The 24,638-nt window shown below is 36.3% G+C and carries 28 protein-coding genes and 1 tRNA gene; 25 read left to right on the top strand and 4 right to left on the bottom strand.

The annotated features are described in order from the left end of the window. Nucleotides 1–10: 10 nt before the first annotated feature. Nucleotides 11–550, bottom strand: coding sequence for a zinc ribbon domain-containing protein (locus ACKI4K_RS01100; RefSeq protein ID WP_407421416.1), 540 nt, complete (start codon nt 548–550; stop codon nt 11–13). A gap of 25 nt (nt 551–575) precedes the next feature. Then, the gene (locus ACKI4K_RS01095) at nt 576–974 is read right to left on the bottom strand and encodes a C-GCAxxG-C-C family protein (protein WP_407421414.1); all 399 of its coding nucleotides are present in this window, start codon (nt 972–974) and stop codon (nt 576–578) included. Nucleotides 975–1,061: 87 nt separating this feature from the next. On the opposite strand from ACKI4K_RS01095, the gene cfbD reads away from it, so the two are divergent. The 11 genes from cfbD (at nt 1,062) to ACKI4K_RS01040 (ending at nt 11,642) form a co-directional block, all read left to right on the top strand. Next, nucleotides 1,062–2,135 (top strand): Ni-sirohydrochlorin a,c-diamide reductive cyclase catalytic subunit, encoded by a 1,074-nt coding sequence (gene cfbD / locus ACKI4K_RS01090; RefSeq protein WP_407421440.1) that lies wholly within the window; start codon nt 1,062–1,064, stop codon nt 2,133–2,135. Then, nucleotides 2,132–2,728, top strand: coding sequence for an imidazole glycerol phosphate synthase subunit HisH (gene hisH, locus ACKI4K_RS01085; protein WP_407421412.1), 597 nt, complete (start codon nt 2,132–2,134; stop codon nt 2,726–2,728). The genes cfbD and hisH overlap by 4 nt, the downstream gene beginning before the upstream one ends. Before the next feature lie 2 nt (nt 2,729–2,730). Next, nucleotides 2,731–4,095 (top strand): AIR synthase-related protein, encoded by a 1,365-nt coding sequence (locus tag ACKI4K_RS01080; RefSeq protein WP_407421410.1) that lies wholly within the window; start codon nt 2,731–2,733, stop codon nt 4,093–4,095. A gap of 51 nt (nt 4,096–4,146) precedes the next feature. After that, nucleotides 4,147–4,584 (top strand): hypothetical protein, encoded by a 438-nt coding sequence (locus tag ACKI4K_RS01075; protein WP_407421408.1) that lies wholly within the window; start codon nt 4,147–4,149, stop codon nt 4,582–4,584. A gap of 50 nt (nt 4,585–4,634) precedes the next feature. Beyond that, nucleotides 4,635–4,708: transfer RNA gene (locus ACKI4K_RS01070), tRNA-Arg, on the top strand. A gap of 19 nt (nt 4,709–4,727) precedes the next feature. Further along, the gene (gene truD, locus ACKI4K_RS01065) at nt 4,728–5,990 is read left to right on the top strand and encodes a tRNA pseudouridine(13) synthase TruD (protein ID WP_407421406.1); all 1,263 of its coding nucleotides are present in this window, start codon (nt 4,728–4,730) and stop codon (nt 5,988–5,990) included. Between the two features lie 8 nt (nt 5,991–5,998). Further along, on the top strand, nt 5,999–6,664 hold the full coding sequence (locus ACKI4K_RS01060) for a zinc-ribbon domain-containing protein (protein ID WP_407421404.1): 666 nt from the start codon (nt 5,999–6,001) through the stop codon (nt 6,662–6,664). Nucleotides 6,665–6,677: 13 nt separating this feature from the next. Beyond that, nucleotides 6,678–7,067 carry a DUF126 domain-containing protein gene (locus ACKI4K_RS01055; protein WP_407421402.1) on the top strand — a complete coding sequence of 130 codons (390 nt, stop codon included), beginning with the start codon at nt 6,678–6,680 and terminating at the stop codon, nt 7,065–7,067. Between the two features lie 8 nt (nt 7,068–7,075). After that, the gene (locus ACKI4K_RS01050; RefSeq protein WP_407421400.1) at nt 7,076–8,293 is read left to right on the top strand and encodes an amidohydrolase family protein; all 1,218 of its coding nucleotides are present in this window, start codon (nt 7,076–7,078) and stop codon (nt 8,291–8,293) included. Next, nucleotides 8,271–9,068 (top strand): nitroreductase family protein, encoded by a 798-nt coding sequence (locus tag ACKI4K_RS01045; protein ID WP_407421398.1) that lies wholly within the window; start codon nt 8,271–8,273, stop codon nt 9,066–9,068. Before ACKI4K_RS01050 ends, ACKI4K_RS01045 begins: the two co-directional genes overlap by 23 nt. Before the next feature lie 84 nt (nt 9,069–9,152). Continuing rightward, nucleotides 9,153–11,642 (top strand): heavy metal translocating P-type ATPase, encoded by a 2,490-nt coding sequence (locus tag ACKI4K_RS01040; protein ID WP_407421396.1) that lies wholly within the window; start codon nt 9,153–9,155, stop codon nt 11,640–11,642. Between the two features lie 5 nt (nt 11,643–11,647). Here the strand turns inward: ACKI4K_RS01040 and ACKI4K_RS01035 are convergent, their stop codons facing one another. Further along, the gene (locus ACKI4K_RS01035; RefSeq protein WP_407421394.1) at nt 11,648–12,493 is read right to left on the bottom strand and encodes a hypothetical protein; all 846 of its coding nucleotides are present in this window, start codon (nt 12,491–12,493) and stop codon (nt 11,648–11,650) included. A 9-nt stretch (nt 12,494–12,502) separates the two neighbouring features. Then, entirely contained in the window at nt 12,503–13,852 is a 1,350-nt protein-coding gene (gene purB, locus ACKI4K_RS01030) for an adenylosuccinate lyase (protein WP_407421392.1), read from the bottom strand. 152 nt (nt 13,853–14,004) lie between these two features. Between purB and ACKI4K_RS01025 the strand changes: the two genes are divergently transcribed. The 14 genes from ACKI4K_RS01025 (at nt 14,005) to ACKI4K_RS00960 (ending at nt 24,536) form a co-directional block, all read left to right on the top strand. Continuing rightward, nucleotides 14,005–14,208 carry a helix-turn-helix transcriptional regulator gene (locus tag ACKI4K_RS01025; protein WP_407421390.1) on the top strand — a complete coding sequence of 68 codons (204 nt, stop codon included), beginning with the start codon at nt 14,005–14,007 and terminating at the stop codon, nt 14,206–14,208. A 217-nt stretch (nt 14,209–14,425) separates the two neighbouring features. Beyond that, nucleotides 14,426–15,196 (top strand): CPBP family intramembrane glutamic endopeptidase, encoded by a 771-nt coding sequence (locus tag ACKI4K_RS01020; RefSeq protein ID WP_407421388.1) that lies wholly within the window; start codon nt 14,426–14,428, stop codon nt 15,194–15,196. A 35-nt stretch (nt 15,197–15,231) separates the two neighbouring features. Further along, on the top strand, nt 15,232–15,633 hold the full coding sequence (locus ACKI4K_RS01015; RefSeq protein ID WP_407421387.1) for a hypothetical protein: 402 nt from the start codon (nt 15,232–15,234) through the stop codon (nt 15,631–15,633). An 87-nt stretch (nt 15,634–15,720) separates the two neighbouring features. Continuing rightward, a complete protein-coding gene (gene trpE, locus ACKI4K_RS01010; protein ID WP_407421385.1) occupies nt 15,721–17,217 on the top strand; it encodes an anthranilate synthase component I in 1,497 nt (498 codons plus the stop codon). After that, complete coding sequence (locus ACKI4K_RS01005; RefSeq protein ID WP_407421383.1) at nt 17,214–17,798, top strand: anthranilate synthase component II; 585 nt, start codon at nt 17,214–17,216, stop codon at nt 17,796–17,798. Before trpE ends, ACKI4K_RS01005 begins: the two co-directional genes overlap by 4 nt. Further along, entirely contained in the window at nt 17,795–18,802 is a 1,008-nt protein-coding gene (trpD, locus tag ACKI4K_RS01000) for an anthranilate phosphoribosyltransferase (protein ID WP_407421381.1), read from the top strand. The genes ACKI4K_RS01005 and trpD overlap by 4 nt, the downstream gene beginning before the upstream one ends. A 5-nt stretch (nt 18,803–18,807) precedes the next feature. Next, the gene (gene trpC / locus ACKI4K_RS00995; protein WP_407421379.1) at nt 18,808–19,584 is read left to right on the top strand and encodes an indole-3-glycerol phosphate synthase TrpC; all 777 of its coding nucleotides are present in this window, start codon (nt 18,808–18,810) and stop codon (nt 19,582–19,584) included. Further along, on the top strand, nt 19,577–20,176 hold the full coding sequence (locus ACKI4K_RS00990; protein WP_407421377.1) for a phosphoribosylanthranilate isomerase: 600 nt from the start codon (nt 19,577–19,579) through the stop codon (nt 20,174–20,176). The genes trpC and ACKI4K_RS00990 overlap by 8 nt, the downstream gene beginning before the upstream one ends. Continuing rightward, nucleotides 20,173–21,357, top strand: coding sequence for a tryptophan synthase subunit beta (trpB, locus tag ACKI4K_RS00985; RefSeq protein ID WP_407421375.1), 1,185 nt, complete (start codon nt 20,173–20,175; stop codon nt 21,355–21,357). The genes ACKI4K_RS00990 and trpB overlap by 4 nt, the downstream gene beginning before the upstream one ends. After that, nucleotides 21,350–22,123 carry a tryptophan synthase subunit alpha gene (trpA, locus tag ACKI4K_RS00980; RefSeq protein ID WP_407421373.1) on the top strand — a complete coding sequence of 258 codons (774 nt, stop codon included), beginning with the start codon at nt 21,350–21,352 and terminating at the stop codon, nt 22,121–22,123. Before trpB ends, trpA begins: the two co-directional genes overlap by 8 nt. A 91-nt stretch (nt 22,124–22,214) precedes the next feature. After that, nucleotides 22,215–22,949 carry a proliferating cell nuclear antigen (pcna) gene (gene pcn / locus ACKI4K_RS00975; protein ID WP_406532602.1) on the top strand — a complete coding sequence of 245 codons (735 nt, stop codon included), beginning with the start codon at nt 22,215–22,217 and terminating at the stop codon, nt 22,947–22,949. A 54-nt stretch (nt 22,950–23,003) separates the two neighbouring features. After that, nucleotides 23,004–23,852: a hypothetical protein gene (locus ACKI4K_RS00970; protein WP_407421371.1), complete on the top strand. Its 849-nt coding sequence runs from the start codon at nt 23,004–23,006 to the stop codon at nt 23,850–23,852. Between the two features lie 216 nt (nt 23,853–24,068). Next, nucleotides 24,069–24,347, top strand: a complete 279-nt coding sequence (locus ACKI4K_RS00965) for a 50S ribosomal protein L44e (protein WP_292739056.1) — start codon at nt 24,069–24,071, stop codon at nt 24,345–24,347. Between the two features lie 9 nt (nt 24,348–24,356). Continuing rightward, nucleotides 24,357–24,536: a 30S ribosomal protein S27e gene (locus ACKI4K_RS00960; RefSeq protein ID WP_067044971.1), complete on the top strand. Its 180-nt coding sequence runs from the start codon at nt 24,357–24,359 to the stop codon at nt 24,534–24,536. Nucleotides 24,537–24,638 lie beyond the last annotated feature (102 nt).

Here is a 24,638-nt window from a genome sequence, read left to right as displayed (position 1 = left end):
TATCATCGGATTAATCTTCATTAACGACTTTGATATCATTAAATGCATCATAATCGGACACATAGACCATACATACTTTGTCTTTCAATCCAAATACGAATGAATAGCTTTCATTGTCGTATTTCTGATAGTATCCGGAATAGCCTAGCATTTTGGTTGGGGACCCGCCTACATTGGCTGCAACCTCTTGGCTATTGATGCCTGAACCTGGTGTTCTTGTTACTCCAATTTCTATATATGTCTTGTCATTGCTCCAGCCCATTGCACTTGATTTCACGTTTCCATCGTAGTTGACATCTGTTCTGGATGGTTCGTTTACATAATTGGCAGGAATTTCAAATTCAACATTGTCAACTTTAACGATTTGAGTTTGGGGTGTTAAAACAACAAATGAGATTAGAATAATCGCTATTATTGCAGCGATTATTAATGGAAGTTTATACTTATTTAAAAAGCTTTCATTTGAAGCGATATCTTTTTCACCACAATTGGGACAGAATCTCGCTTCTTCTTTAAGTTTAGCGCCACATTTTCTACAGTATCTTTCCATTTTCTAACCTAATTTGAATGAATTATTATTCGTCCCATAAATCAGCAACTTTATTTGCAATAAATACGCAGCAGTCAACACATGGGGACTTGTCCTCTCCATTGTTGGTTATTGTGCCGCAGCAAACGCTTCCGTATTCCTCTTTAAATGTGTTGAATATTTCCTTGGCATTCGCTTTAATTTTTGATGGATCATCTATAACTAATCCGTTTGCTATTATTGCGCCGGTTACAGCACCACAGGTTCCTTCATCGAATGTCCCACCTATTCCGCCAGCAAATCCACATCCTAATTTCACCATTTCAGCTTGGCTGATAGGATATTCGGCTGTTTCACAAAGGCCCATTAATGTTGACTCAGAGCAGCTTTTGAATTTTCTGTATTCTCTGATTTTTTCTTCTAAAATTTCTTTGTCAAGTTTCATATTGCAATCTCCAGAATTTGTTTAATTAATTATATTAATTAAGAATTAAAAATACTTATTTGTTAAATTGATTAGGTGATAAAAATTATACATCCAAGACCAAGTCCGATTGCAGCTACTCTTTACACATTAAGGGATATGAATGTTGATGTTATTGTTATGCATGGACCTACAGGGTGCTGCTTTAGAACAGCCAGGCTTTTAGAAAGTGACGGGGTGCGTGTTGTAACTACAGGAATGTCAGAAAACGATTTTATATTGGGTGCAGGTGAAAAATTAGTTGAAACTTTAACTGAAGCTTATGACTTGTTTAAACCAAAATTGATGGGTATTGCAGGAACCTGTGCAAGCATGATAATCGGTGAAGACTTAAAAGAGGCGATAGCAACTGCAGATTTGCCATGTACGGTGATTCCGGTCGAGTCTCATGGGGGATCAGGTGAAGGAGACAATACAGTTGGGGCTATCATGGTTTTGGATGCGGCCGTTGAATGTGGTGTAATACCAAGAGAGGAGGCCGACAGACAAATTGAAATGCTTGAAAAGGCAACGGAAGTTGAAAAAACCCGTGGAATGGCACAGGGAAAGTACATTAAGCCTAATTTCGGTGATTCCAAAGAGAAAGTGGCAAAAATTGTTGTTGACGCATTGAAGGAGAATAGGAAAGTCGCTTTTGTCCTGAATGTTAAGAAAGAAACATCATATCTGTTTTCGGATATTATAAATTTTGACTATAAAAAAATTAATCCCGAAAACAAACCTGTTTTTGTAGCCAATTTGGATGAAAACATTGGTCTGCCAAGAATCAGGCAGCATGCAATTAATATTAGAAATCAACTGGATATCGAACCGGATTTCATTACTGGAGGTTTGGATGAATATCCAATAACAGCAAACAACGCTGCGGAATATCTTAAGGGTAAGGATTTGGATTTGATTGTGGTATTTGGAGTTCCACATGCATTTCCAATTGAAGAGTTTGACGCGGAATCTGTAGCAGTAACTGACGGGCCTCGTTTGGTTGAACCTTTAAAAGAGTTGGGATACACTCACGTTGTTGCAGAACTTGATGCACACTCAAAAACTCTTGGAACTGAAGAAATTGTATTTTCAGACTTTGGTGGAATGATCAGGGCAGCTATTGGGTGGTTGGACGAATGATTACGATTATTGATTATAAAAGTGGAAATTTAAAAAGCATCTCGAATGGATTTAAGAAAATCGGTGTTGATTATCAGATAACTGATGATGAGGAAGAAATTGCAGCCAGTGACTATTTGGTTCTTCCTGGTGTTGGGGCTTTCGGAAGCGCAATGGAAAACCTAAAGCCTTTTGAAGATGTAATCCATGAGCATGTGGGTGATGATAAACCGTTTTTGGGAATTTGTCTTGGCCAGCAAGTGTTGATGAGCTCTAGTGAGGAATCGCCTGGTGTTAAAGGTCTGGATCTGTTTAAAGGCAATGTGGAAATATTGCCTGAAGGCGTAAAAATTCCGCATATGGGTTGGAATCAGTTAAATGTATCTAATGGTTCGCCCATTTTGGAAGGCATTGACAAGGAATACTTCTATTTTGTTCACTCTTATCATGTAATTCCTGATGATGAAAGCATCATTGCAGGAACCTGTGATTATGGTGGAAGCGTTGTAGCTTCCTTAAGTCAGAATAATTTGTTTTCAACACAGTTTCACCCTGAAAAAAGTGGTGTGGCTGGACTTAAGATTTTAAAGAATTTCACTAATTTGGAGATTTGAATATGGATATCGAAGGATTTGTAAGGGCTAGAATTGATGATTATGATTATGATGAATTAGCAGATATTTTAGCTGTAAGAATTAGAGAATACAAAAAGATAAATGAGGAAAACTCTATTGAAATGGCTAAAGCCGTAATTGATGAGGTAGCAACCACTTTAAGATTAAATGAAAGTGATGATGAATTTTTAAAAGAGATTGCTAGTGTCAATAAATCAGATGTATTGATGGGTGAAATGGGTGTGGGCTCTCGCGGAGCTGGAGACTTTTTTGTCCACAGAAAAATAGCAGAAATCGTTTCATCAACCAATACTGCATCTTTGGTAAATCCATCCGAACAGGATGATGGGGGAGTTGTAAAGGCTCCAGTCAATAACGATGAAGTTTATATCACAACTGCCGTTGATGGAATACACTCAAGATTAAGTGAATATCCATTTTTAGGCGGTTTCCACGTAACCCGGGCAACTTTAAGGGATGTTTGTGTAATGGGAGCAGATCCTGTAGCTATTTTAAGTGATGTTCACCTTGCAGATGACGGTGATGTTGCTAAAATATTTGACTTCACCGCAGGTGTTGCGGCAGTTTCAGAACTTGTGGATGTTCCGATTGTTGCAGGAAGTACCCTCCGTGTCGGCGGGGACATGGTTTTAGGAGATAGATTCGTTTCCGCTGTCGGAAGTGTAGGTGTTTCCCCATATCCTCCAACTGCAAGAAAAGGGGCAACTGAAGGGGATATCATCCTTTTAACTGAAGGATCAGGCGGAGGAACAATCACAACAACAGCTCTTTATAACGGTTTCTTCGATGTTGTATGGGATACAATGAACGTTAACTTTGTTCAGGCATCACATGCCTTGTTTGAAGCGGATTTGGTAAAGGACATTCATGCAATGACTGACGTAACAAATGGCGGTTTGAGAGGGGATGCTCACGAAATATCCAACACTACCGGTGTTGGACTTGAATTCTATGAAAAGGAAATCAGGCAGATGGTGGCTCCGAATGTCTTGAACATGCTTGAGACATTAAACATTGACCCATTAGGTGTTTCTACAGATTCATTGATGTTGATTGCACCGCCTGAAATAGTTGAGGATATCAAAAATGCTGTTGGCAAGTATGGTGTGGCAATTTCCGAAATTGGTGAAGTCAACAACTCAGGTGAGCCAATTTTAATCAAGGAAGATGGTTCAAATGAAAAATTGGTTCCTCTATTTAGGGAAGCAGCATACACCAAGATTAAAAAGTTGGTTGGCGATACAACTCCTGAAGACTTTGAGGAAATGAAAAGAAAGGTTCAGGAAGCTTCAGATGCCGCAATTGCTAAAAAGGATAAGGTGATTAAACACATCCGTGCAAATTAACTTTTGCACACTTCAACTTTTTTTATTAATATTGAAAGACAATTTCAATTCATGTTAGATGAAAAAGGAAATTTTTTTATTATCGATGCGGTGCTTGCAGTTATCTTACTGTTATGCGTATTTTTAGTTTTTAATTCAGCCATTTCCATTCCTGATTCCAGTTATTCAGGTGAAATAAGGGAATCTAAGAATGCCCAGGACATCATGGAGATTTTAAGTGGAAAGGTTGACTATGATGACGGGACTTTCATTCGGGAAATTTCTGAAATTTTAGAGGAAAATAAAAATTCAAAGGAATCTATTAATGAAGTTTCTAAATTAAGCAAAGACAAATTTAAAAGTTTCAATCTCGTAAATTATAGATTTAGCGAAACAAATGTTTTAAATGATAAAGTTCTTTCAGGTTCCGGCGATTATTCAGGTGCTGAGGATGTTTCATCAGCTACAAGGTCTTATGGGGATTATTATTATACATTATCAACATGGTAATCATTAAATACTATAAATATCTTATACTTATATGTTATCTTATTTTGTTGGCCCTGGTGGTGTAGTTTGGATAACACATGGGACTGCGGATCCCATTCCCCGGGTTCAAATCCCGGCCAGGGCATTTACTTACAGTGATTATTATGTTAAATGCTAATTCTTATGTAACTAATCAAGCTGGTATCGGTGGAACCATCAGAAACCGATATGAGGACTTTTATGTTGAAGAAATTCCTGAAGTAATTCCAGAAGGTGAAGGCCCAAACGTTTACATTTGGATTGAAAAATTGGGGAGGACAACTTTGGATGTTGTTTTGGACATAGCCCGTGATTTGCACATTTCAAGGAAAAGGATGGGCTTTGCTGGGATGAAAGATAAAAAGGCTTTAACCCGCCAGTGGATTTGCATTGCAAATATGGATTCCGAAGAGCAATTAAATCAGGTCAAAGCATTGGACGGTACAATTTACAAGACTGATTTTTTAAAGGTAGTCCGCGGTCGTAAAAAGCTCAGGATGGGTCAGCTTAAAGGAAACAAGTTTAAAATTCTTATTAGGGATTTGGACGATATTGAAAAAAGTGCAGATATTGCCAATGAAGTTTTAGAACAATTGGAAGTCACAGGGGTTCCTAATTATTTTGGCTGGCAGAGATTTGGAAAACCGAGGACAATTACTCATTTGGTTGGCAGGGCTTTGGTTGAAAACGATTTGGCCAAGGCTGTTGGAACATATATTGGAAACCCGACTGAAGATGAAAGCGAGGAAAACCGGCTGGCAAGACAGGCATACGATGATGGCAATTTGGAGGAATCTTTAAATCTTATGGGAAAAGGAATGCGCTATGAAAAAATGATGGTGAAGGAATTAATTAAAGATTCCAAAAAAGGAGAATTAACTGATAAATCATATATGAATGCATTGCATGCCATTCCGAAGCCTCTTCAGAGGATGTTTGTACATGCTTATCAATCTTATTTATTTAATGAAGCTGTAAGCAATAGAGTTGAAATGGGAATTAGCAAATATGTTGAGGGAGATATTATTATTGACCCTGAAGAGCATATTGTTCGAGATAAAACTCCTGATGAATTCCAGAAATTGATTGATGATTTCCAAGCGAGTCCAACTTGTCCTTTATATGGCACGAAAGTTCCATTTGCTGATGGAAAAGTTGGTGAGATGGAGGAGAACGTATTAAAAAAATATGATCTGGAAAAATCAGACTTTGAAGTTCCAAAAATGCCGCGTCTGGGAAGCTATGGATTAAGGAGGTCCATGCGTTTTCAGGTATGGGATACATCTGCCGTTCCCACTGAAGATGGTGTTTTATGTGAATTTTCAATCGATAAAGGTTCTTATGCTACTGCCGTTTTAAGAGAAATAATGAAAAAAGATGTTGTTTAGGTGATGATATGGTTGTATGTCCTGAATGTGGAAAAGAAGTAAAAGATGCAAAGTTCTGTTCAAATTGCGGAGCCGTTCTTCCAAAAGTCGATGAAGTAAAAGTCGAAGATGTTGAAGAGCCTGTTGAAGAAGTTCCAGAAGTAGAGGAAGTTCCTGAAGAAACTGTTGATAAAGGAGAAATCATTGAAGTCAAAACAGTTGGCTCAGAAACTGATGATGAAACAGTTGAAGATAATAAAAATTCTAAGTTTTGCCCTAATTGTGGTACTGAAATTAGTGCAGATGTAGTATTTTGCCCACAATGTGGCTTTAAATTCCAGAAAGAAGGAGGACAAACAAAATTTTGCCAATCCTGCGGTGAAAAAATCAATATTAATGCTGAAATCTGCCCTCATTGTGGTGTTAGAGTTGCTGGTGTTGCTCCAGGTGGAGAAAAAAGTGTTCTTCTGGCAGCCATATTAAGTTTCCTATTCCCTGGTTTAGGTCACTTATACAATGGATTGACTAAAAAGGGACTTAGCTTTATTATCGCATACATCGTTTCAGTTGTTCTTATAGTTTTGGTCATAGGATTTGTTTTAATTTTTATAGTTTGGATTTGGGCTTTGATTGATGCCATCAAATCCACTGAGGCAATCAATAATGGAGAGTTCGTTGAAGATAAATTATTCTAAATAGGTGTATTTTATGATTAAATGTCGAAATATTGCAAAGGGAAAAGCCAAAGGTGAACTAATAGTCTCATCTGAACCTATTAGCTTTCTTGGTGGAGTTAACCCGGATAATGGACAGGTCATCGATCCGAATCATGAATTGAAAGGCCAATCAATTAAAGATAAGGTATTGTTTATTCCAGGCGGTAAGGGTTCTACAGTCGGTTCTTATGTTATTTTCCAAATGATGAAAAACAATACTGCTCCAAAAGCCATTATCTGTCTTAATGCAGAGCCAATTATAGCTACAGGTGCTATAATGTCTGATATTCCGATGGTTGACTCACCTGAAGATACTAAAGAATTAACTTCCGGAACTTTGGTTGAAGTTGATGGAGATAAAGGAACAATTGAAATTTTGTAGGTGCAGATATGCAAACTCTAATTGAAAATGTAAATATTCTAAACCCCTTGGAGGAAATTGAAACTCACAGGAATGTCCTAGTTAAGGATAATATGATTAAAAAGATTTCTTCCAAAAAGATAACTACTAAAAAAGACGTAAAAGTTATTGATGGTGAGGATAATTATTTGCTTCCGGGTTTTATTGATTGTCATTGCCATATTTTTGCTAAGGGTTTTCACAAAGAGGAAAACATGGCAAATCCATTAGGCATTCATTTTTACAATGCAGTTCCTCATGCAGCTCAAACAATCAGTGCCGGCGTTACAACAATTAGGGATTGCGGATCTGCTGATTTAAGTTTCAAATTGGCTCAACAAAGAAGGCTATTTAAAGCCCCTAAAATTCACTTATCAATCACTCCGCTGGTCATGACTGGCGGACATTTTGATTTGCTGTTGCCTTCCGGTTTTGACATGGAGATAATGTATCCCGGATTTCCTAAAGGAAGATGCGATGGTATAGAGGAAGTCCTGAAAAAGACCCGTGAAGTCAAAAGGGCGGGTGCTGACTTTATAAAAGTAATGTGCAGTGGAGGGGTCCTGACAACCAATACTTCACCCGAATTTCCACAGTTCAACAAAAAAGAACTAAAAACTATAGTCTGTGAGGCCCGTGCCAATGACATGAAGGTTTCAGCTCATTGCCATAGCTTAAGGGGGATGAATAATTGTATTGATGCGGGGTTTTCATCAATTGAACATGGAACTTTCATTGATAAAAAGACCGCATGTAAAATGGTTAAAAAGAATGTTAGCTTAACCCCGACATTACTGGTTCATCAATTCTTATATAAAAACGGTTTTCCTGCATGGGATAGTTATGCCAAGGAAAAAACTGCCAAATTAAGGGAAGTTGTTAAAGTTCACAAAGAAAATATCTCGGTTGCTTATGAGCAAGGCGTCAATATTTTGATGGGAACTGACAGTGGTGTAATTCCTCATGGTCATAACTTGGAAGAGTTGGTTCATCTAACTGACATTGGAATGAGTGAAGCTGAAGCGATAGCCAGTGGAACTGTTAAAGCTGCAGAATTTTTAGGGCATGATAATTTAGGAATAATAAAAGAGAATTATGTGGCAGATTTAGTTCTAGTTAATTCAAATCCTTTAGATGATGTTTCTGTTTTAACTGATAATGATAATGTTTTAAAGGTCATTCAAGATGGATGTGAAGTTAAAAATTAATCATGAATTGTGCACGGATTGTAAACAATGTGAACAAGTCTGTATTCGAGACAATATTGTTGTCGAAGATTTTGCTATAGAAACGGGCGGCAATTGTTTTGAATGTGGTCATTGCATGGCAATATGTAAAGCAGGTGCAATCACGCTTAAATCTTATGATGGAAAAGAGGATAGGATTGCCGAATATAATCCTCGTGAAATCCCAGTTAACTATGATAATCTGATTCAGCTTTTAAGACAGAGAAGATCCATTCGTTGGTTTAAAGATATGAAGATTGATAAAGAAATCTTTGATAAATTATTTGAGGGGGCATATTATTCTCCTTCAGCTCAAAACCAGCAAGATGTTGAATTTGTTGTTTTGGATGAAAAACTTAATGAATTCATGGAACTTGTCTATGAAATTATTAAAGTTGAAGAGGATAAATTTTTTAGAATTAAAGAATTTGGGGACTATTTAAAGGATAATTCTACAAAAAAATTCCATCCATTGCTATGGGGTGGCAAACAACTAATTTTAACATTTTCCACTGATAAGACAACCGCTGTCATTGCAAATACTCGTTTGGAATTACTGGCTTACTCTTTAGGCCTTGGCGGATTTTATTCATTATTTATTTTGAAGGCTGATGAAATTGACCATGATAGATTAATGGGGTTTTTCCCGAATATTGATAAAAATAAGCATATGTACTCCTCTTTTATAATTGGCTATCCAAAAGTGAAATTTAGAAGAACAATCCCTCACAAGGATATTAAAGTTGAGTATCTTTAATTTTTTACTATTTTTCGTTAAACCTAAAATTTATAATTATTAAAAATTAAATATTGTCTCATATGCTATAACGGTTGTGATAGGGTGGTAAAACATAAACACATGGATTTGCCAATAGAAGGAATGCATTGTGCTTCTTGTGTTTTAAGCGTTAACAAAACTTTTGGAAAGATTGAAGGTGTAGAAGAAGTTGATGCGGACCTTGCAGCAAATAAATTGCATATTACTGTTGATACTAAAAAGATTTCTTATGAAGAAATGGAAAGGCTAGTCAAAAACCTTGGCTTTGACCTTCACTGCGATGAAATGACTATAAGAATTCAAGGAATGCATTGTGCTTCATGTACAATGAATGTTGAAAATTTCTTGATAAGGCTGGATGGTATTTTCGATGTCAAGGCAGATTTGACTTCCCAATCTGCAAAAATCAGATATGATTCGTCTAAAGTTACTTTAGATGAAATCGAAGAGGTGATTACTTCATTAGGTTTTGAACTTCTTGGCGTGGAAGGCCAAACTGAAATAGATGAAGAGGCTATTTATCAAAAGGATTTAGCTGAAAAGCGTAATAGAATCATTGTTGGTTTAATATTTTCAGCCATTCTAATGATTTTGATGTTTTCAGGATGGGACCCGTTAATGGGTGTAACGGAATCCATTAAACAGTCAACTGGTGTTGACATATCCTCAATGGGGTTATTGTCATTGATTGTAAGCATTGCTCCTTTTTTATATGTGTCATTACCAATTCTCAAAGCCGGAATCAACGGCTTGATGCATAAAAACCTTAATATGGATGTAATGTATTCGATGGGTATTCTTGTAGCTTACATCTCAAGTATCTTCGGAACTTTTCATATAGTCTTGGACCATTCCTTCATGTTTTATGATTCTGCTGTAATGCTTCCTTCATTTTTAATGATTGGAAGATATCTTGAAGCAAGAGCTAAAAAGAGAACTTCAGATTCAATAAGGGAATTGATTGGCCTTCAGCCAACCGTTGCAACTGCAATCGAACTTGATGAAAATGGTGAAATAACATCCCAAAAGGAAGTTTCAATAGCGGATATTGTCATTGGTGATCTATTGCTTGTAAAACCTGGTGATAAAATCCCTGTTGATGGGGATGTCGTCGGCGGTGAGTCTTATGTTGACGAATCAATGATTAACGGCGAACCTATTCCTAAAGTCAAAAAGGATGGTGAAGAGGTGTTTGCCGGAACTATCAATCAGGATGGGATTTTATACATTAGAGCTCAAAAAATCGGTAAGGAAACTGTTTTATCCAATATCATTCGTTTGGTCGAAAAGGCACAGAGTTCAAGGCCTCCTGTTCAGAAATTTGCAAACACTATCGTATCTTACTTCATTCCTGTTATTCTTACAATAGCCATTGCAGTATTTTTAATTTGGTATTTTGTATTGGGAGAAACTTTATTATTCTCTTTAACTTGTTTAATTTCAATTTTAGTGGTAGCCTGTCCATGTGCTTTGGGTCTTGCAACTCCAACTGCAGTCACTGTCGGTGTTGGACGGGCTGCAGAGTTTGGAATCTTGATTAAGAATGGGGATACCTTGGAAAATGCAGGCCAAATCGATGTTGCAGCATTTGATAAAACAGGGACAATCACCGAAGGAAAACCGGAGGTTGATGATGTAATTGCTTATGGCATATCTGATGATGAATTAATAAGATTGGCTGCCAGTGTTGAGCAGAATTCTAATCACCCAATCGCTAAAGCCATTGTAAACAAATCCAAGGAATTGAACATGGATTTAACTCAAACCTCAAGTTTCGAAAACGTAACTGGCAAGGGTCTTAAGGCTTCAATCGATGATACTGAAGTTCTTGCAGGAAACTTGGCTTTAATGCAAACCAATGATATTGCTGTATCTGAAGATTTAATTGATAAATATCATGATTTGGAAAAGCTTAGCAAGACAATCATTTTCATAGCTCAGGATAAATCCGTGAAAGGTATTTTAAGCTTATCAGACAAAATAAAGGATAATTCCAAAAGGACTATCGAAGAATTGCACAAGATGGGTGTTGAAACTTACATGCTGACAGGAGATAACGAATCCACAGCACTCACCGTTGCAAATGAAGTTGGAATAGACAATGTAAGGGCGGGAATTCTTCCTGAAAACAAATTAGATATCGTAAGGGAAACTCAGGCAAACAACACTAAAAAGGTTTTATTTGTAGGTGACGGCATTAATGATGCTCCTGCACTAACACAGGCGGATATCGGCGTTGCCATGGGTAATGGTACTGACATAGCCATGGAAAGTGGGGATATTGTTGTTATGGAAGGTGATTTGGAAAATGTTGTGGCTGCCATTCAGTTTTCCAAAAAGGTAATGAGAAGAATTAAGGAAAATATCTTTTGGGCTTTTGCCTATAACTCCATACTTATTCCGGTTGCTGCTGGAGTTTTATATCCCACCTTTGGCATAACATTTGAGCCTGCCCTTGCGGGTCTGGCGATGGCATTGAGTTCAGTAACTGTCATATCCCTTTCACTGATGCTTAAGAGATATGTTCCTGAAATAAAAAGAAGTAAAAATTAATTGATTCAAGCATCAATTAATTCTATTTTTATTTTTCCAATTTTCGGAGCCAAGTAGTTATAGAATATGGCAATAAGTGCCGCTGCAACGAATCCACTAATTATGCTGATGATTACATTGCTTATTAGGGTGATTGCATTTCCGCCACTGATTAAGCTGATAATTCCAGTAATTAAACTTAATACTCCACTGATTACCGCAATGACAATTGCAAACTTCATCATGTCAATTGAATCAATAGCGGTCAATCCGTTTTCCTCAGACAATCCTAAAACAATTCCTCTGCCTTTGGATGCGAGCACATTATAGATATAGACTCCAATCAGGACAAATATGAATGTTATCACGAAAGTTCCAAAAATAAACATTAACACTGTCATCGGTTGACTTAAAAGCAATAGTATTTGGTAAAGTGAGTATGCCAATGCCTGATTGGATAGCATTACTGTTTGCATTAGTGCACTGAAGAATAAAGGTAAAAGCAAAACGGAAACCAAATATATCAGTATGGCCTGAATCAATGCAATAGTCGCTACAAGGGTTGCAGTTTCTGTAGGTGAAATTTTAGTGATCTCTCCACCATCCAATTCGATTTTTATGTTTCTTAATCTTGTTGCAAGTAGGTTATAAAATAAACCTTCGCTAAAGTATCGATAGATTCCAACCATAAATGTGCCGACCACAAGTGTCGGTATAAGGTAAATTACAATTTCACTGGCTTGCGGAATCAATATCAGAATTCCTAATGCAATTCCGATAGACAGTAATATTGCAATCAACACTGATAATGCAGTACTGATTATGGTGTATGAAGCCAAATCTATTGATTTTAATTCTTTTACACTAACCATTTTAAACACCTAGAACCATTCTTTGGATTTTTCAAGCAATTCGTCAATGATTATTGGTATGGACCCTGTGTATGTGTGGGGATCCATGATTTTCTCCACATCCGCTTCTGTCAGGTATTTCTGAACATCTTCATCTTCCAGGATTAGCTCGCCGAGCAATAGTTTTTCTTTGTTTGCCTTAATTGCATTTTTCCTTACAATTCCATATGCGGTTTGTTTTCCCATTCCTGCACGGGTAAGTTCAGCCATTAATCTTTCAGCCATAATCAAACCATTGGTTAAGTTTAAGTTTCTTTCGATGTTCTCGTCATAGAATACCAGATTGCTCATGAGTTTAATTGTTAAGTTTAAGATGTAGTCTGTTAAAATACAGCTTTCCGGAAACATGATTCTTTCACAGGATGAATTTGTCAGGTCTCTTTCATGCCAAAGTGGGTTGTTGTCCAAAGCAGCATTAACATAAGATTTGATGATTCTTGCAACGCCGCAGATTCTTTCGGCAGTAATCGGATTCATTTTGTGTGGCATGGTGCTGCTTCCAACCTGTTTTTCAGGATCGAAGTATTCGCCAACTTCCATAAGTTCAGTTCTTTGCAGGCTTCTGATTTCCAATCCGATCTTATCGAGGGTACTTGCAATGTTAGCTAAAACACTAATGAATTCAACATGATTGTCTCTTTGCACTACCTGGTTTGTTATTGTTGCTGCCGGAAGGCCTAAGATTTCTGCAACTGCCTTGTGGATTTCCCAACCTTGTTCACCTAACGCCGCGGTGGTTCCGACTGCGCCATCCATCATTCCAACACAGACATTCGCTTCGGCATGTTCCAGTCTTACATATTGTCTGTGAAGCTCATCGGCCCAGATACCGAATTTCATTCCATATGTGGTTGGAAGTGCATGCTGGCCGTGTGTACGTCCGATACATACTTTCATTTTGTTTTCTTCAGCTAAATTAAGCATTATTTTGGTTAATCTTTCTAATTTTTCCTTTAATACATCGATTGAATCTTTGATAAGCAGGGAATTTGAGCTGTCTACAATGTCGTTAGATGTGGCGCCAAAGTGAACATATTCTCCGGCTCCGTTTTCGCATACTTCTGTAATTCCTTTGGATAATGCTGCAATGTCGTGGTTGGTTTCTGCTTCAATAGCCTTCACTCTTTCCAATTTTACAAATTCGGTTGTTGCTTTTGCAGCAATCTCGTCGGCTACCTCTTGTGGAATTATTCCAAGCTTTCCTTCTGCTTGAGCCAATGCAGATTCGACGTCTAACATTCTTTGTAGTTTATTTTCTTCCTCCCAAATCCTTTTCATTTCGGGAGTACCATATCTAAATTCAATAGGGTGTATAGCCATATTATCATCTCATTAAAAAATAATTTTTACAAATTATATTAATATTTTTGTTAGTTCGTATTTTTATATTATTGGATATCAACACATTTATATATCTTTTTAAAAAAAGATAATAACACCATTTATATATTTGATATAAATAGGTGAATTATATGGAAACAAAAATAAGACAGTTTCGCCAAGAAATGGGTCTGACGCAACAAGAACTCGCAGATTCTGTTGGTGTAACTCGTCAAACAGTAAATGCTTTAGAAAATGCTCGTTATAACCCTTCCTTATTATTGGCCTATAAAATTACTAAAATATTGGGAAAAGAGTATATTGAAGATGTTTTTTCCTTTGACGATGAGGATTAAAAACTTGAAAAATATGGTCTTTTTGATTGTTGTTTAATCTTTGGGCAAATTAATTATTAGCGAAAAAGGAATCATTAGTGTTATTTGGTAAATTGGCTGTTGTCTTTTTAGATAATATAGCTATGCTAATCTAAAAATTCATAAATTCCAATTTGAACAGATTATTATTCGTTTTTAGAAAATATTAAACGATTTTTTAATTTATTTTTCTGATATTATGATATCATTCAACGAAAATCTTAAAAAAATTTCTTTAATTGAGGTATTATTTGTAATAATATTGTCATATTTATTGATTTTCAGTTTAAACTTCTTTCAGATAGTCGCTCTTGACAATGATATTATTAATCTGTTAATCCTTCTGTTTTTCTTTATCAAATTAAGGGGTTCCATTTCTGATTTGAAATCGGATGCTTCTAGCATTTTTTCAGCCATATCTTTTAGGGAGATTCTAGTGCTTGTGCTGTTGAATATTCTCTTTTCCTATGGGATGCTTTATTTGTCAAATTATTTAGTTCATTCAGTTCCAATTGATGGCTATTTGTCATTTTTAATTCCATCCAAAAGCATTAATAATAATTTTGTTGGCATTTTTTCTTTAATTTCAGTGGTTTTAATTTCACCTCTTGCCGAAGAGTCATTGTTTAGGGGCATTTTTTTAAATAAATTAAAATTAGTTGTTCCGGTGACATTTGCGGTCATGATTTCTTCGCTGTTATTTGCTTCACTTCACAGCTTCGGCGGCATCATATCTGCATTTGTATTTGGAATGTGCATGGCCATATTGTATTTAAAGACAGATAATATTCTGGTGCCGATTTTAGCCCATTTCATCAATAATCTATTGAGTGAGGTAATCTATCACTTGGATTATTCGGATTTGCTTTTTGCAAATGACATTGTCATGGTATTCGTGTCTGGTTTAGCTATTGTTTCATTTATTGTTCTTTTTAAATTTATAAAGATAAATTTGAAAAATATTTATTGAATTAACTATATAAATATTCTAAAAGGTGTTTAGATATGGATTTAAGAAAAATTGGTGTTCTCCTGATTTTCATTGGAATTGTCGTTACGGTTGTTTTCATTGGTGATGATAAAATATTTGTTCCTGCTTTGACCATTACTGTTTTGGGATTCTTCATTACCGTTGTTGGGTATGTTGATGAAGTCAGAAAAAGAAAAATCATCAATGATAGGCTTGATGAAGATATTGGGAATATTCTTCAGCCATTAATCACCAAATATTCAAATTTGAATAGGGAATATCACAGCCAATATTCCGGTGAAGAATATGTTAAAAAGAGGATGCAATTGAATAAGGATTTGGAAAGGGAAATCACAGAAAATCTTCCTTATCTGGAAAGAAGAGAGATTAAAAAGATTGTTATCGAGTTCAGCAAGGAACAGGATAAATTGTTCTAAATTTTTTTGAGTTAATCCTATAATGTACAAAAAGTTACACCAAGGTTTTAAATAGTACATTATACTAATAATTTTAATAGTGATATAATGTTTTCCCCGGATTTAGAAGAAGTAAAGAAAATTGCAGAAAGCAAGGAGTATAAACGCATGCCAATATCTTATGAACTGTTTTCGGATATGGCTACTCCTGTAGAAGTATTGAGGATCTTAAAAGGCGCTAGTAACCATTGTTACATGCTGGAAAGTATAGAGGATGCAGAAAAATGGGGAAGATACAGTTTTTTAGGTTTTGACCCTTTATTGGAATTCACATGTCAAAACGGAATTGTTCAAATTAAGGGGGATGCCGAGTTCAATGAGTTGAATGATGATTTGATTACCATTGAAACGGATAATCCCGGTGAAATTATAAAGGAATTAGTTTCAAAAAACAAATCCCCAAAATTGGATTATCTGCCGCCATTTGCCGGAGGGTTTGTAGGCTATTTTGCCTATGATTACATAAAGTATGCCGAGCCTTCACTTAATTTGGATGCTGAAAATCAAGACCAGTTCAAGGACATTGACCTGATGTTATTCGATAAGGTTATCGCATTCGACAATTTCAAGCAAAAGATCATCCTCATTGTAAACATGAAAACTGATGATTTGGAAAATAATTACAGGAAGGCTTGCAGTGACTTAAAAAGCCTTGCAGATTTAATTAAAAACGGTAAAAAAGCTGAAATAGAACCATTAAAATTAAAATCTGATTTTACACCAGCATTTTCACGTGAAAACTATTGTGAAATGGTTGAGAAGGCTAAAAACTATATTAAAGAAGGGGATATCTTCCAAGTGGTATTGTCAAATAGGATTGAAGCGGATATTTCCGGAAGTTTGTTTGATACGTATAGGGTTTTGAGGACTACGAATCCATCTCCATATATGTTTTATTTTTCAAGCAACGATATTGAAATTGCAGGTGCATCTCCAGAAACATTGGTTAAATTAACTGATGGGAAGTTATACACTTTCCCGCTTGCAGGAACTAGGCCTCGAGGCATGACTGAAGAAGAGGATTTGAGGCTGGAGGAGGAGTTGTTGGCTGATGAAAAGGAATTGGCCGAACACAATATGTTAGTCGATTTGGGTCGTAACGACATTGGACGGATATCTGAAATAGGTTCTGTTAGTGTTGATAAATATTTGTCAGTTGAGAAGTTTTCACATGTGATGCATATTGGATCCACGGTCACCGGAACTTTAAGAAGTGATTTGGATTCTCTTGTAGCTATCGATTCAATTTTGCCTGCAGGAACATTGTCCGGCGCTCCAAAAATAAGGGCTTGTGAAATCATCAATGAACTTGAAGACAACAAGCGCGGAATTTATGGTGGAGCCATTGGTTATGTTGATTTGAGCGGCAATATAGACACTTGCATTTCAATTAGGATAGCTTTTGCCAGAAACAATAAGGTGTTCATACGTTCCGGTGCGGGAATTGTTGCAGATAGTGTGCCTGATATGGAATTTGACGAAAGTTTAAATAAGGCGGCTGCGGTAATCAATGCTTTAAAAACAGCTGATGGGGGTTTAGAATGATTCTTCTAATCGATAATTATGACAGCTTTTCATATAACCTATTCCAATTAATTGGTGAAGTCAATAGTGACATTCTAGTTTACAGAAATGATAAGGTAACACTTGATGAGATTAAAAGGCTAAATCCCGATGCAATTATTTTGTCACCGGGGCCTGGAAAACCGGAAAATGCGGGAATCTGCATCGATCTGGTTAAAGAATTTCATGATAAAATCCCAATTTTGGGAGTCTGTTTGGGCCATCAGGCTATTTGCACTGCATTGGGAGGCACCATTTCTTATGCAAGCCGTTTAATGCATGGAAAATCTTCAAAAATCTCCCTGGATTATGATTTTATTTTCAAGGGTTTGCCAAGTGAAATCACTGTTGGAAGGTATCATTCTTTAAGCCTGGTCAAGGACACCCTTCCGGATTGTCTCAAAATCATTTCCAAAGCAAAGGATGACGGGGAAGTGATGGCGGTTAAGCATAAGGACTTCAATGTTTATGGTCTTCAGTTTCACCCGGAGTCAATATTGACACCGGATGGTTTGATTATTATAACTAATTTTATTGAAAAAGTAGAGCGAGGAATTTTATGATTAAAGAAGCAATATTAAAAGTATCACGCCACGAGGATTTAACTTATGATGAGGCTTACATCACCATGGATGAAATCATGGGTGGTGAAGCTAGTGAAGTTCAAATGAGTGCTTATTTAACAGCAATGTCAATGAAAGGTGAAACAATTGAAGAAATCACCGCATCCGCTAAAGCCATGAGGGACCATTGTATAAGGCTGTTAAATGATGAGGAAGTTTTGGAAATTGTTGGAACTGGTGGGGACGGTTCAAACACGTTTAACATATCCACCACCTCTTCAATAGTAATTTCGGCTGCGGGGGTTCCTGTGGCAAAACATGGCAACAGGTCTGCATCAAGCAAATGCGGCGCCGCTGATGTACTGGAGGAATTGGGTGTTAACATTTACATCGAACCTGAAAAAAGTTTAAAATGTCTAAAAGAAATCAATTTATGTTTTTTATTTGCACAAAACTATCATTTATCTATGAAATATGTTGCAGGGGTGCGCAAAGAGCTTTCCATTAGGACAATATTTAATATTTTAGGGCCATTGACAAGCCCGGCAGGTGCATCAATGGAGGTGTTGGGCGTTTATGAAAGGGAGTTGCTTGAACCTCTTGCAAGTGTTTTAAAGAATTTGGGAGTAAAATCCGCAATGGTTGTTTATGGTTTGGATGGAATGGATGAGATTTCAGCCAGTGACAAGACAGCGGTTTGTGAGCTTAGAGATGGCAAGACCATGACATATGAACTTTCTCCGGAATATTTCGACATGGAAGTTGCTTCTAAGGAAGACCTTGTCGGCGGGGATGCAAAGGAAAATGCACAAATAACCTTATCAATTTTAAATGGTGAAATGGGACCTAAAAGAAATGCTGTTCTTTTGAATTCTGCAGCAGGATTGTATGTTGCAGGCAAAGTCAGCTCATTGAAGGAAGGTGTCAAATTGGCCGAAGAGGTCATTGACTCCGGAAAAGCATTACAACAACTTGAAAAATTCATTGAAGTTACAAACAGATGATTATTATGTTGGATGAAATCGTTGCAAAAACTGAAGAAAGATTAAAGGATGCTATGGAAAACAAGTCTTTGGAAGAGCTCAAACAGGATGTATCTATGTTGGAAATTAACCAGGATTTTCCATTTAAGGAAGCTCTGAAAGATCCTCAAATTGCAATAATTGCTGAAGTTAAAAAAGCTTCACCTTCAAAAGGATTGATAGCCGAGGATTTTGATTATATTGAAATTGCAAAAGAATATGAAGAGGCCGGTGCTTCAGCCATTTCGGTCTTGACCGAACCGTATTTCTTTCAGGGGTCTGACGATTATTTAAAAGAAATTGCCCAAAATGTTTCAATCCCAATTTTGAGAAAGGACTTTGTCATTGATGAGTATATGATTTGGGAAGCCAAATTGCTTGGAGCTTCTGCAGTGCTTCTGATTGTTTCCATATTGGATATTGTTCAATTGAAGAGATTTTTAGATTTGGCTCATGATTTGGGTCTTTCTGCAATTGTTGAAACTCATGACGGTAATGAAATCAGGACTGCAATGAATGTTGGGGCTGAAATAATCGGTGTAAACAATAGGAATTTGGCTGATTTCACTGTTGATATTGATAATAGTATCAGCCTACGTAGATGTGTAAGTGACAATATCATATTTATTTCAGAAAGCGGCATTAAAACAAAAGAAGATGTCACCAGATTAAAGGAAAATAATGTTGATGCTGTTTTAATTGGCGAGACTTTAATGAAAAGTGATGATAAAAAGTCTTTGATTTCGGAGTTGAAGAATGGTTAAAATTAAAATTTGTGGACTTAAGCGTTTGGAAGATATAGAGATAGTAAACAAATACAAACCAGATTATATAGGTTTTGTATTTGCAGATTCTAAAAGAAAAGTGTCCCACGACTTGGCGTTAAAAATGAGGAATAATCTGGATTCAGACATTGTTTCTGTTGGCGTTTTTGTTGATGCCGATGGCAACGAGATAATTGAATTGTTTGATGAGGGTGTTATTGAGATTGCACAACTTCATGGAAGCGAAAGTGAAGATTATATTAGGAATCTAAAAGAAAAGACTAATCATAAACTGAAAATCATTAATGCGATTGAGATGACAAATGAATTGGATTTGTTGGAATATGATAATTCAATTGCAGATTATCTGCTGCTTGATGGTGGAAAAGGCAGTGGAAAGACATTTGACTGGAGTTTAATAAGGAACGATTTGGATAAGGAATTCTTCTTGGCGGGCGGAATTGATATTTCAAATGTTGGGGAGGCTATTAGAAATTATAATCCTTATGCCATCGATTTGAGTTCCAGTCTTGAAACTGACGGATTTAAAGATGAAAGTAAAATTAAGGAGATTATGGAGGTTATAAATTGAGTAAAGGAAGATATGGTGAGTATGGCGGCCAATACATATCTGAAACTTTAATGAATGAGTTGCTTTACCTGGAAGAGCAATATCATCATTATATGAACGATCCGGAATTTGTAGAAGAACTTGATGCATTATTAAAGGAATATGCTGGAAGACCTTCTTTATTATATTATGCTGGTAGAATGACAGAAGACCTTGGCGGGGCAAAAATTTATTTGAAACGTGAAGATTTAAACCATACAGGGGCTCATAAGATCAATAATGTATTGGGTCAGGTATTATTGGCTAAAAAAATGGGCAAGACCAGAGTTATAGCTGAAACTGGTGCTGGTCAACATGGGGTGGCTACTGCAACTGCAGCCGCTTTGCTGGATATGGAATGTGAAGTATTTATGGGTGAAGTTGATACTAAAAGACAAGCACTGAATGTTTATCGTATGGAATTGCTGGGTGCAAAAGTCCATTCGGTGAAATCAGGAACTAAAACCCTAAAAGATGCAGTAAACGATGCATTTAGAGATTGGATTGCACGTGTACATGATACCAATTATGTTATTGGTTCAACAATGGGGCCACATCCGTTTCCTATGATTGTAAGAGATTTTCAGGCAGTAATAAGTGCTGAAGCTCGCGAACAGTTCCTTGAAAAAGAAGGAAAACTTCCAAATGCAGTTATTGCATGTGTTGGTGGTGGAAGCAATGCAATGGGGGCGTTTTACAATTTCATCGATGATGAGGAAGTTAGGTTGATAGGTTGTGAAGCAGGCGGAAAGGGCATTGACACTCCTTATAATGCGGCGGCATTGACCAACGGGGAAATCGGAATATTCCATGGGATGAAATCAATATTCAACCAAAGCGAGCATGGCCAGATTGCGCCTGTATATTCCGTCTCGGCAGGTCTTGACTATCCCGGTGTCGGTCCGGAACATGCTTATTTAAGGGATAGCGGAAGAGCACAATATGTTCCAATTACTGATGAGGAAGCTGTTAATGCATTTGAATATCTCTCTAGAATGGAAGGGATTATCCCGGCTATTGAAAGTGCACACGCTGTTGCCTATGCAATGGAATTAGCTCCAAAGATGGATAAGGATGATATAATAATGATTTGTCTTTCGGGAAGGGGAGATAAGGATGTTCGTTCAATTGCAGAATATAGGGGAGTTGAGTTAGATGAGTAAAATAGCTAATGCATTTGAAAATGGAAAAGCGTTTATCGGATTTTTGACTGCTGGAGACCCGACAATCGAAAAAACCGTGGAATATATTCTGGCAATGGAGGAAGCCGGATGCGATTTAATAGAGATAGGCATTCCGTTTTCAGATCCTATGGCGGAAGGTGTAGTGATTCAGGAAGCAAATGTACGTGCATTGAAACACAATACCTCCACTGATGACGTGTTTGATATTGTAAAGGCAGTGCGTGCCAAAACAGATGTTCCTCTTGTATTTTTAACTTACATCAATCCTGTTTTCTTTTATGGTTATGAGGAGTTCTTTGAAAGGTGTAATGAGTTGGGTGTTGATGGAATCATATCTCCGGACTTGCCTTATGATGAAAAAGGCGAAATTGCGGATATTGCCCGCAGGAATGGTGTTGATGTAATATCATTAATAGCACCAACTTCCAAGGAAAGAATACAAAAGATTGCCGCTGATGCAAGCGGATTTATTTATGTAGTTTCTTCATTGGGTGTTACAGGAATGCGTTCCGAGATAAAAACAGATTTGAATGCCATAATTGAAGATATCAGGGACGTGACAGATTTGCCTCTTGCAGTTGGTTTCGGTATCAATACTCCTGAACAGTCCCGTGACATTGCTAAAATTGCAGATGGGGTTATTGTAGGTAGTGCTATTGTAAAAATCATAGAGGAGCATGGTGAAAATGCATCAAAACCATTAAAAGAATATGTTTCAAGCATGAAGAAGGCAGCTAACGAATAATTTTTCATAAATGAAAAAATTTATATAAATAGTAAAGATAAAAATATATGTATAATATATAATTATTATAATTCAATTTAGAGGATTATTTATGTTTAAAGCAGAATTAAGCGATTCTAGTATATTAAAAACCAGTTTTGAAGCTATTTCATCAATTGTTGATGAAGTACAAATTCAAACTGATAGTGAAGGTATGAGATTAGATGCCTTAGACCGTAGTCACATAACTTTCGTACATTTGGAGTTAAAATCTAGCTTATTTGACGAATATATTTGTGATGTTCCAGAAAAGATTAACATCGATACTGATGAGTTCATGAGGGTACTTAAACGTGCCAAGTCTCAAGACAGAGTTTTAATGTCCGTGGATGAAGGTAATTTTATCATTACTTTTGAGGGAGATGCTACTAGAACTTTTAAAATAAGATTGATAGATATGGAATATGATAATCCTGTTCCACCAACTATTGAACATCCTACTAACTTTAAAGTTCGTTTCTCTATCTTAAAAGACTGTATTAACGATATCGATATATTTTCAGATAAAATTGCACTTCAGGTTGATGAGGATTATTTCATTGCATCAGCCGATGGTGAATTTGGAGATGCAAGTATCAAGTACTTGCATGGGGAAAATATTCAAGAACATGCAAAAGCTTTATTCTCATTGGATAAGATTAGAGAAATGCTTAAAGCAGATAAATTTTCAGAGGAAGCCGAAATTAGTTTAGGTACTGACATGCCATTAAGCTTAACTCTTACCATGGTTACCGGTGATGGTAAACTTAGTTTCTTGCTTGCTCCTAGATTAGAAACAGATGAATAATTTCATTTGTTTATCTTTTTTTTATTTTAACCAATTTTTTAGAGATGGTATTAAGTGGATGAATTTTATCAGGAATTACGAAAAGTTCAAAAAAAGGAACGTAATAACGCAACATTGGCTCGTGTAGATGAGGATTTTTACACTAAAATTCATGAATACATGGATAAGCTAAAAAAAGAGGCAATAACTGATCCTTTTTCTAAAAATTTATCTTTACTTAAACAATCCCAGATTATTGCAACTGAAATTTGTGGAAGGCGCGAAAAGAAAATTACCGAAGCAGCTGTGGTAAATATTCAAAGGTCTTACCATTTATTTACAGGCAAACCTCAATTCGATTTAGTCGATACCACTCCTTTAAATTTAACCCCTGAAGAAGAACAGTTCTATTTTTCCTTAATCGATACTTTAAGAAATCATAGGGGTAATATTTCCCTGGAGAAACTTTCAGATGATGAAGGTAATGATGGGATAATCATTAAACCTAAGGAAACTCAAAAGAATACATTGATTCCTCCAAAGGCATCTGAAAATGATGATGAGGTATTGGACAGGATTGATGAGATTTCCAAAGCCAAACCTATTGCTGATGAAAAACCCGAACCGATCCGAAAACAGGCTGCGGATTCAAAAAAGGAAATTATTAAAAAACCTCAAAATCAAAACATAGAGGAAAATCCTAATGCTTTTGACTATAACGATGAATTTTATGACCTGGAATCTAGAAAGATTGCTAAGGAAACGGAACTTGTTACAATGCTGGTCTTTGATGAGGTAGGTCCTATTGTAGGTGTGGATGAGAAGGTTTATGGTCCGTTCAGACCTCAGGATTTGGTTACCCTGCCGTTGATAAATGCAAAAATATTTTTCAAAAATCGAAAAGGCCGTCAGGTTAAAATTTAGGTAATTTCCATTAACTTTAAATAACTTGATTAATAGATATACTAATCGTATCTATTTGTGATAATAAAAAATTATATTTTATATAATTTGGATTTTTGCTGTCTGTAGACTTGATGCGTTACAATGCAGTTTTAATCTCTAACGTTTTTTAATGTAAATTGAGTTTAGATAAATTCACTGATAGATTTATAATGACTTATTAATTACGGTGAAAAAATGAAAATACCAAAAGAAAAAAGAACATACTGTCCTCACTGTAAAAGACACACTGTACATGAGGTACACACTGCTAAAAAAAGAAAAGCTAGTGAATTAACTTGGGGACAAAGACAATTCAGACGTGTAACTGCTGGTTACAGAGGTTATCCAAGGCCTTTACCTGCTGGAAACAAACCTGTTAAAAAATTAGACTTAAGACTTAAATGCAAAGAATGTGGCAAATCTCACATCAAACAATCTTTCAGAACAGGAAAACCTGAATTTGTAGCAAAATAGGTGATTAACATGGTTAGTAAAGGAAGAGGAAACTTTTTAAAAGTTAAATGTTTAGATTGTGACAATGAACAAGTAATATTCGACCGTGCAGCATCTGATGTAAAATGTATTATTTGTGGTAAAACTCTTGTAAAATCTCGTGGTGCTAAAGCTAAAATCACAGCACACATTGAAAAAGTTTTAAACTAGATTTCTACTTTACAACTTATTTTTTACTATTTTTTATAATTTTTATTGATGTTGGTGAGAACATGGTAAGAAAAAGTCAAGAATGGCCTGATGAAGGGGAAC

It is taken from the genome of Methanobrevibacter sp., from assembly GCF_045644645.1.
GTDB lineage: Archaea > Methanobacteriota > Methanobacteria > Methanobacteriales > Methanobacteriaceae > Methanocatella.
The sequence above is the reverse complement of the archived record's forward strand: the minus strand, read 5'-3'. Positions and strand labels throughout refer to the sequence as shown.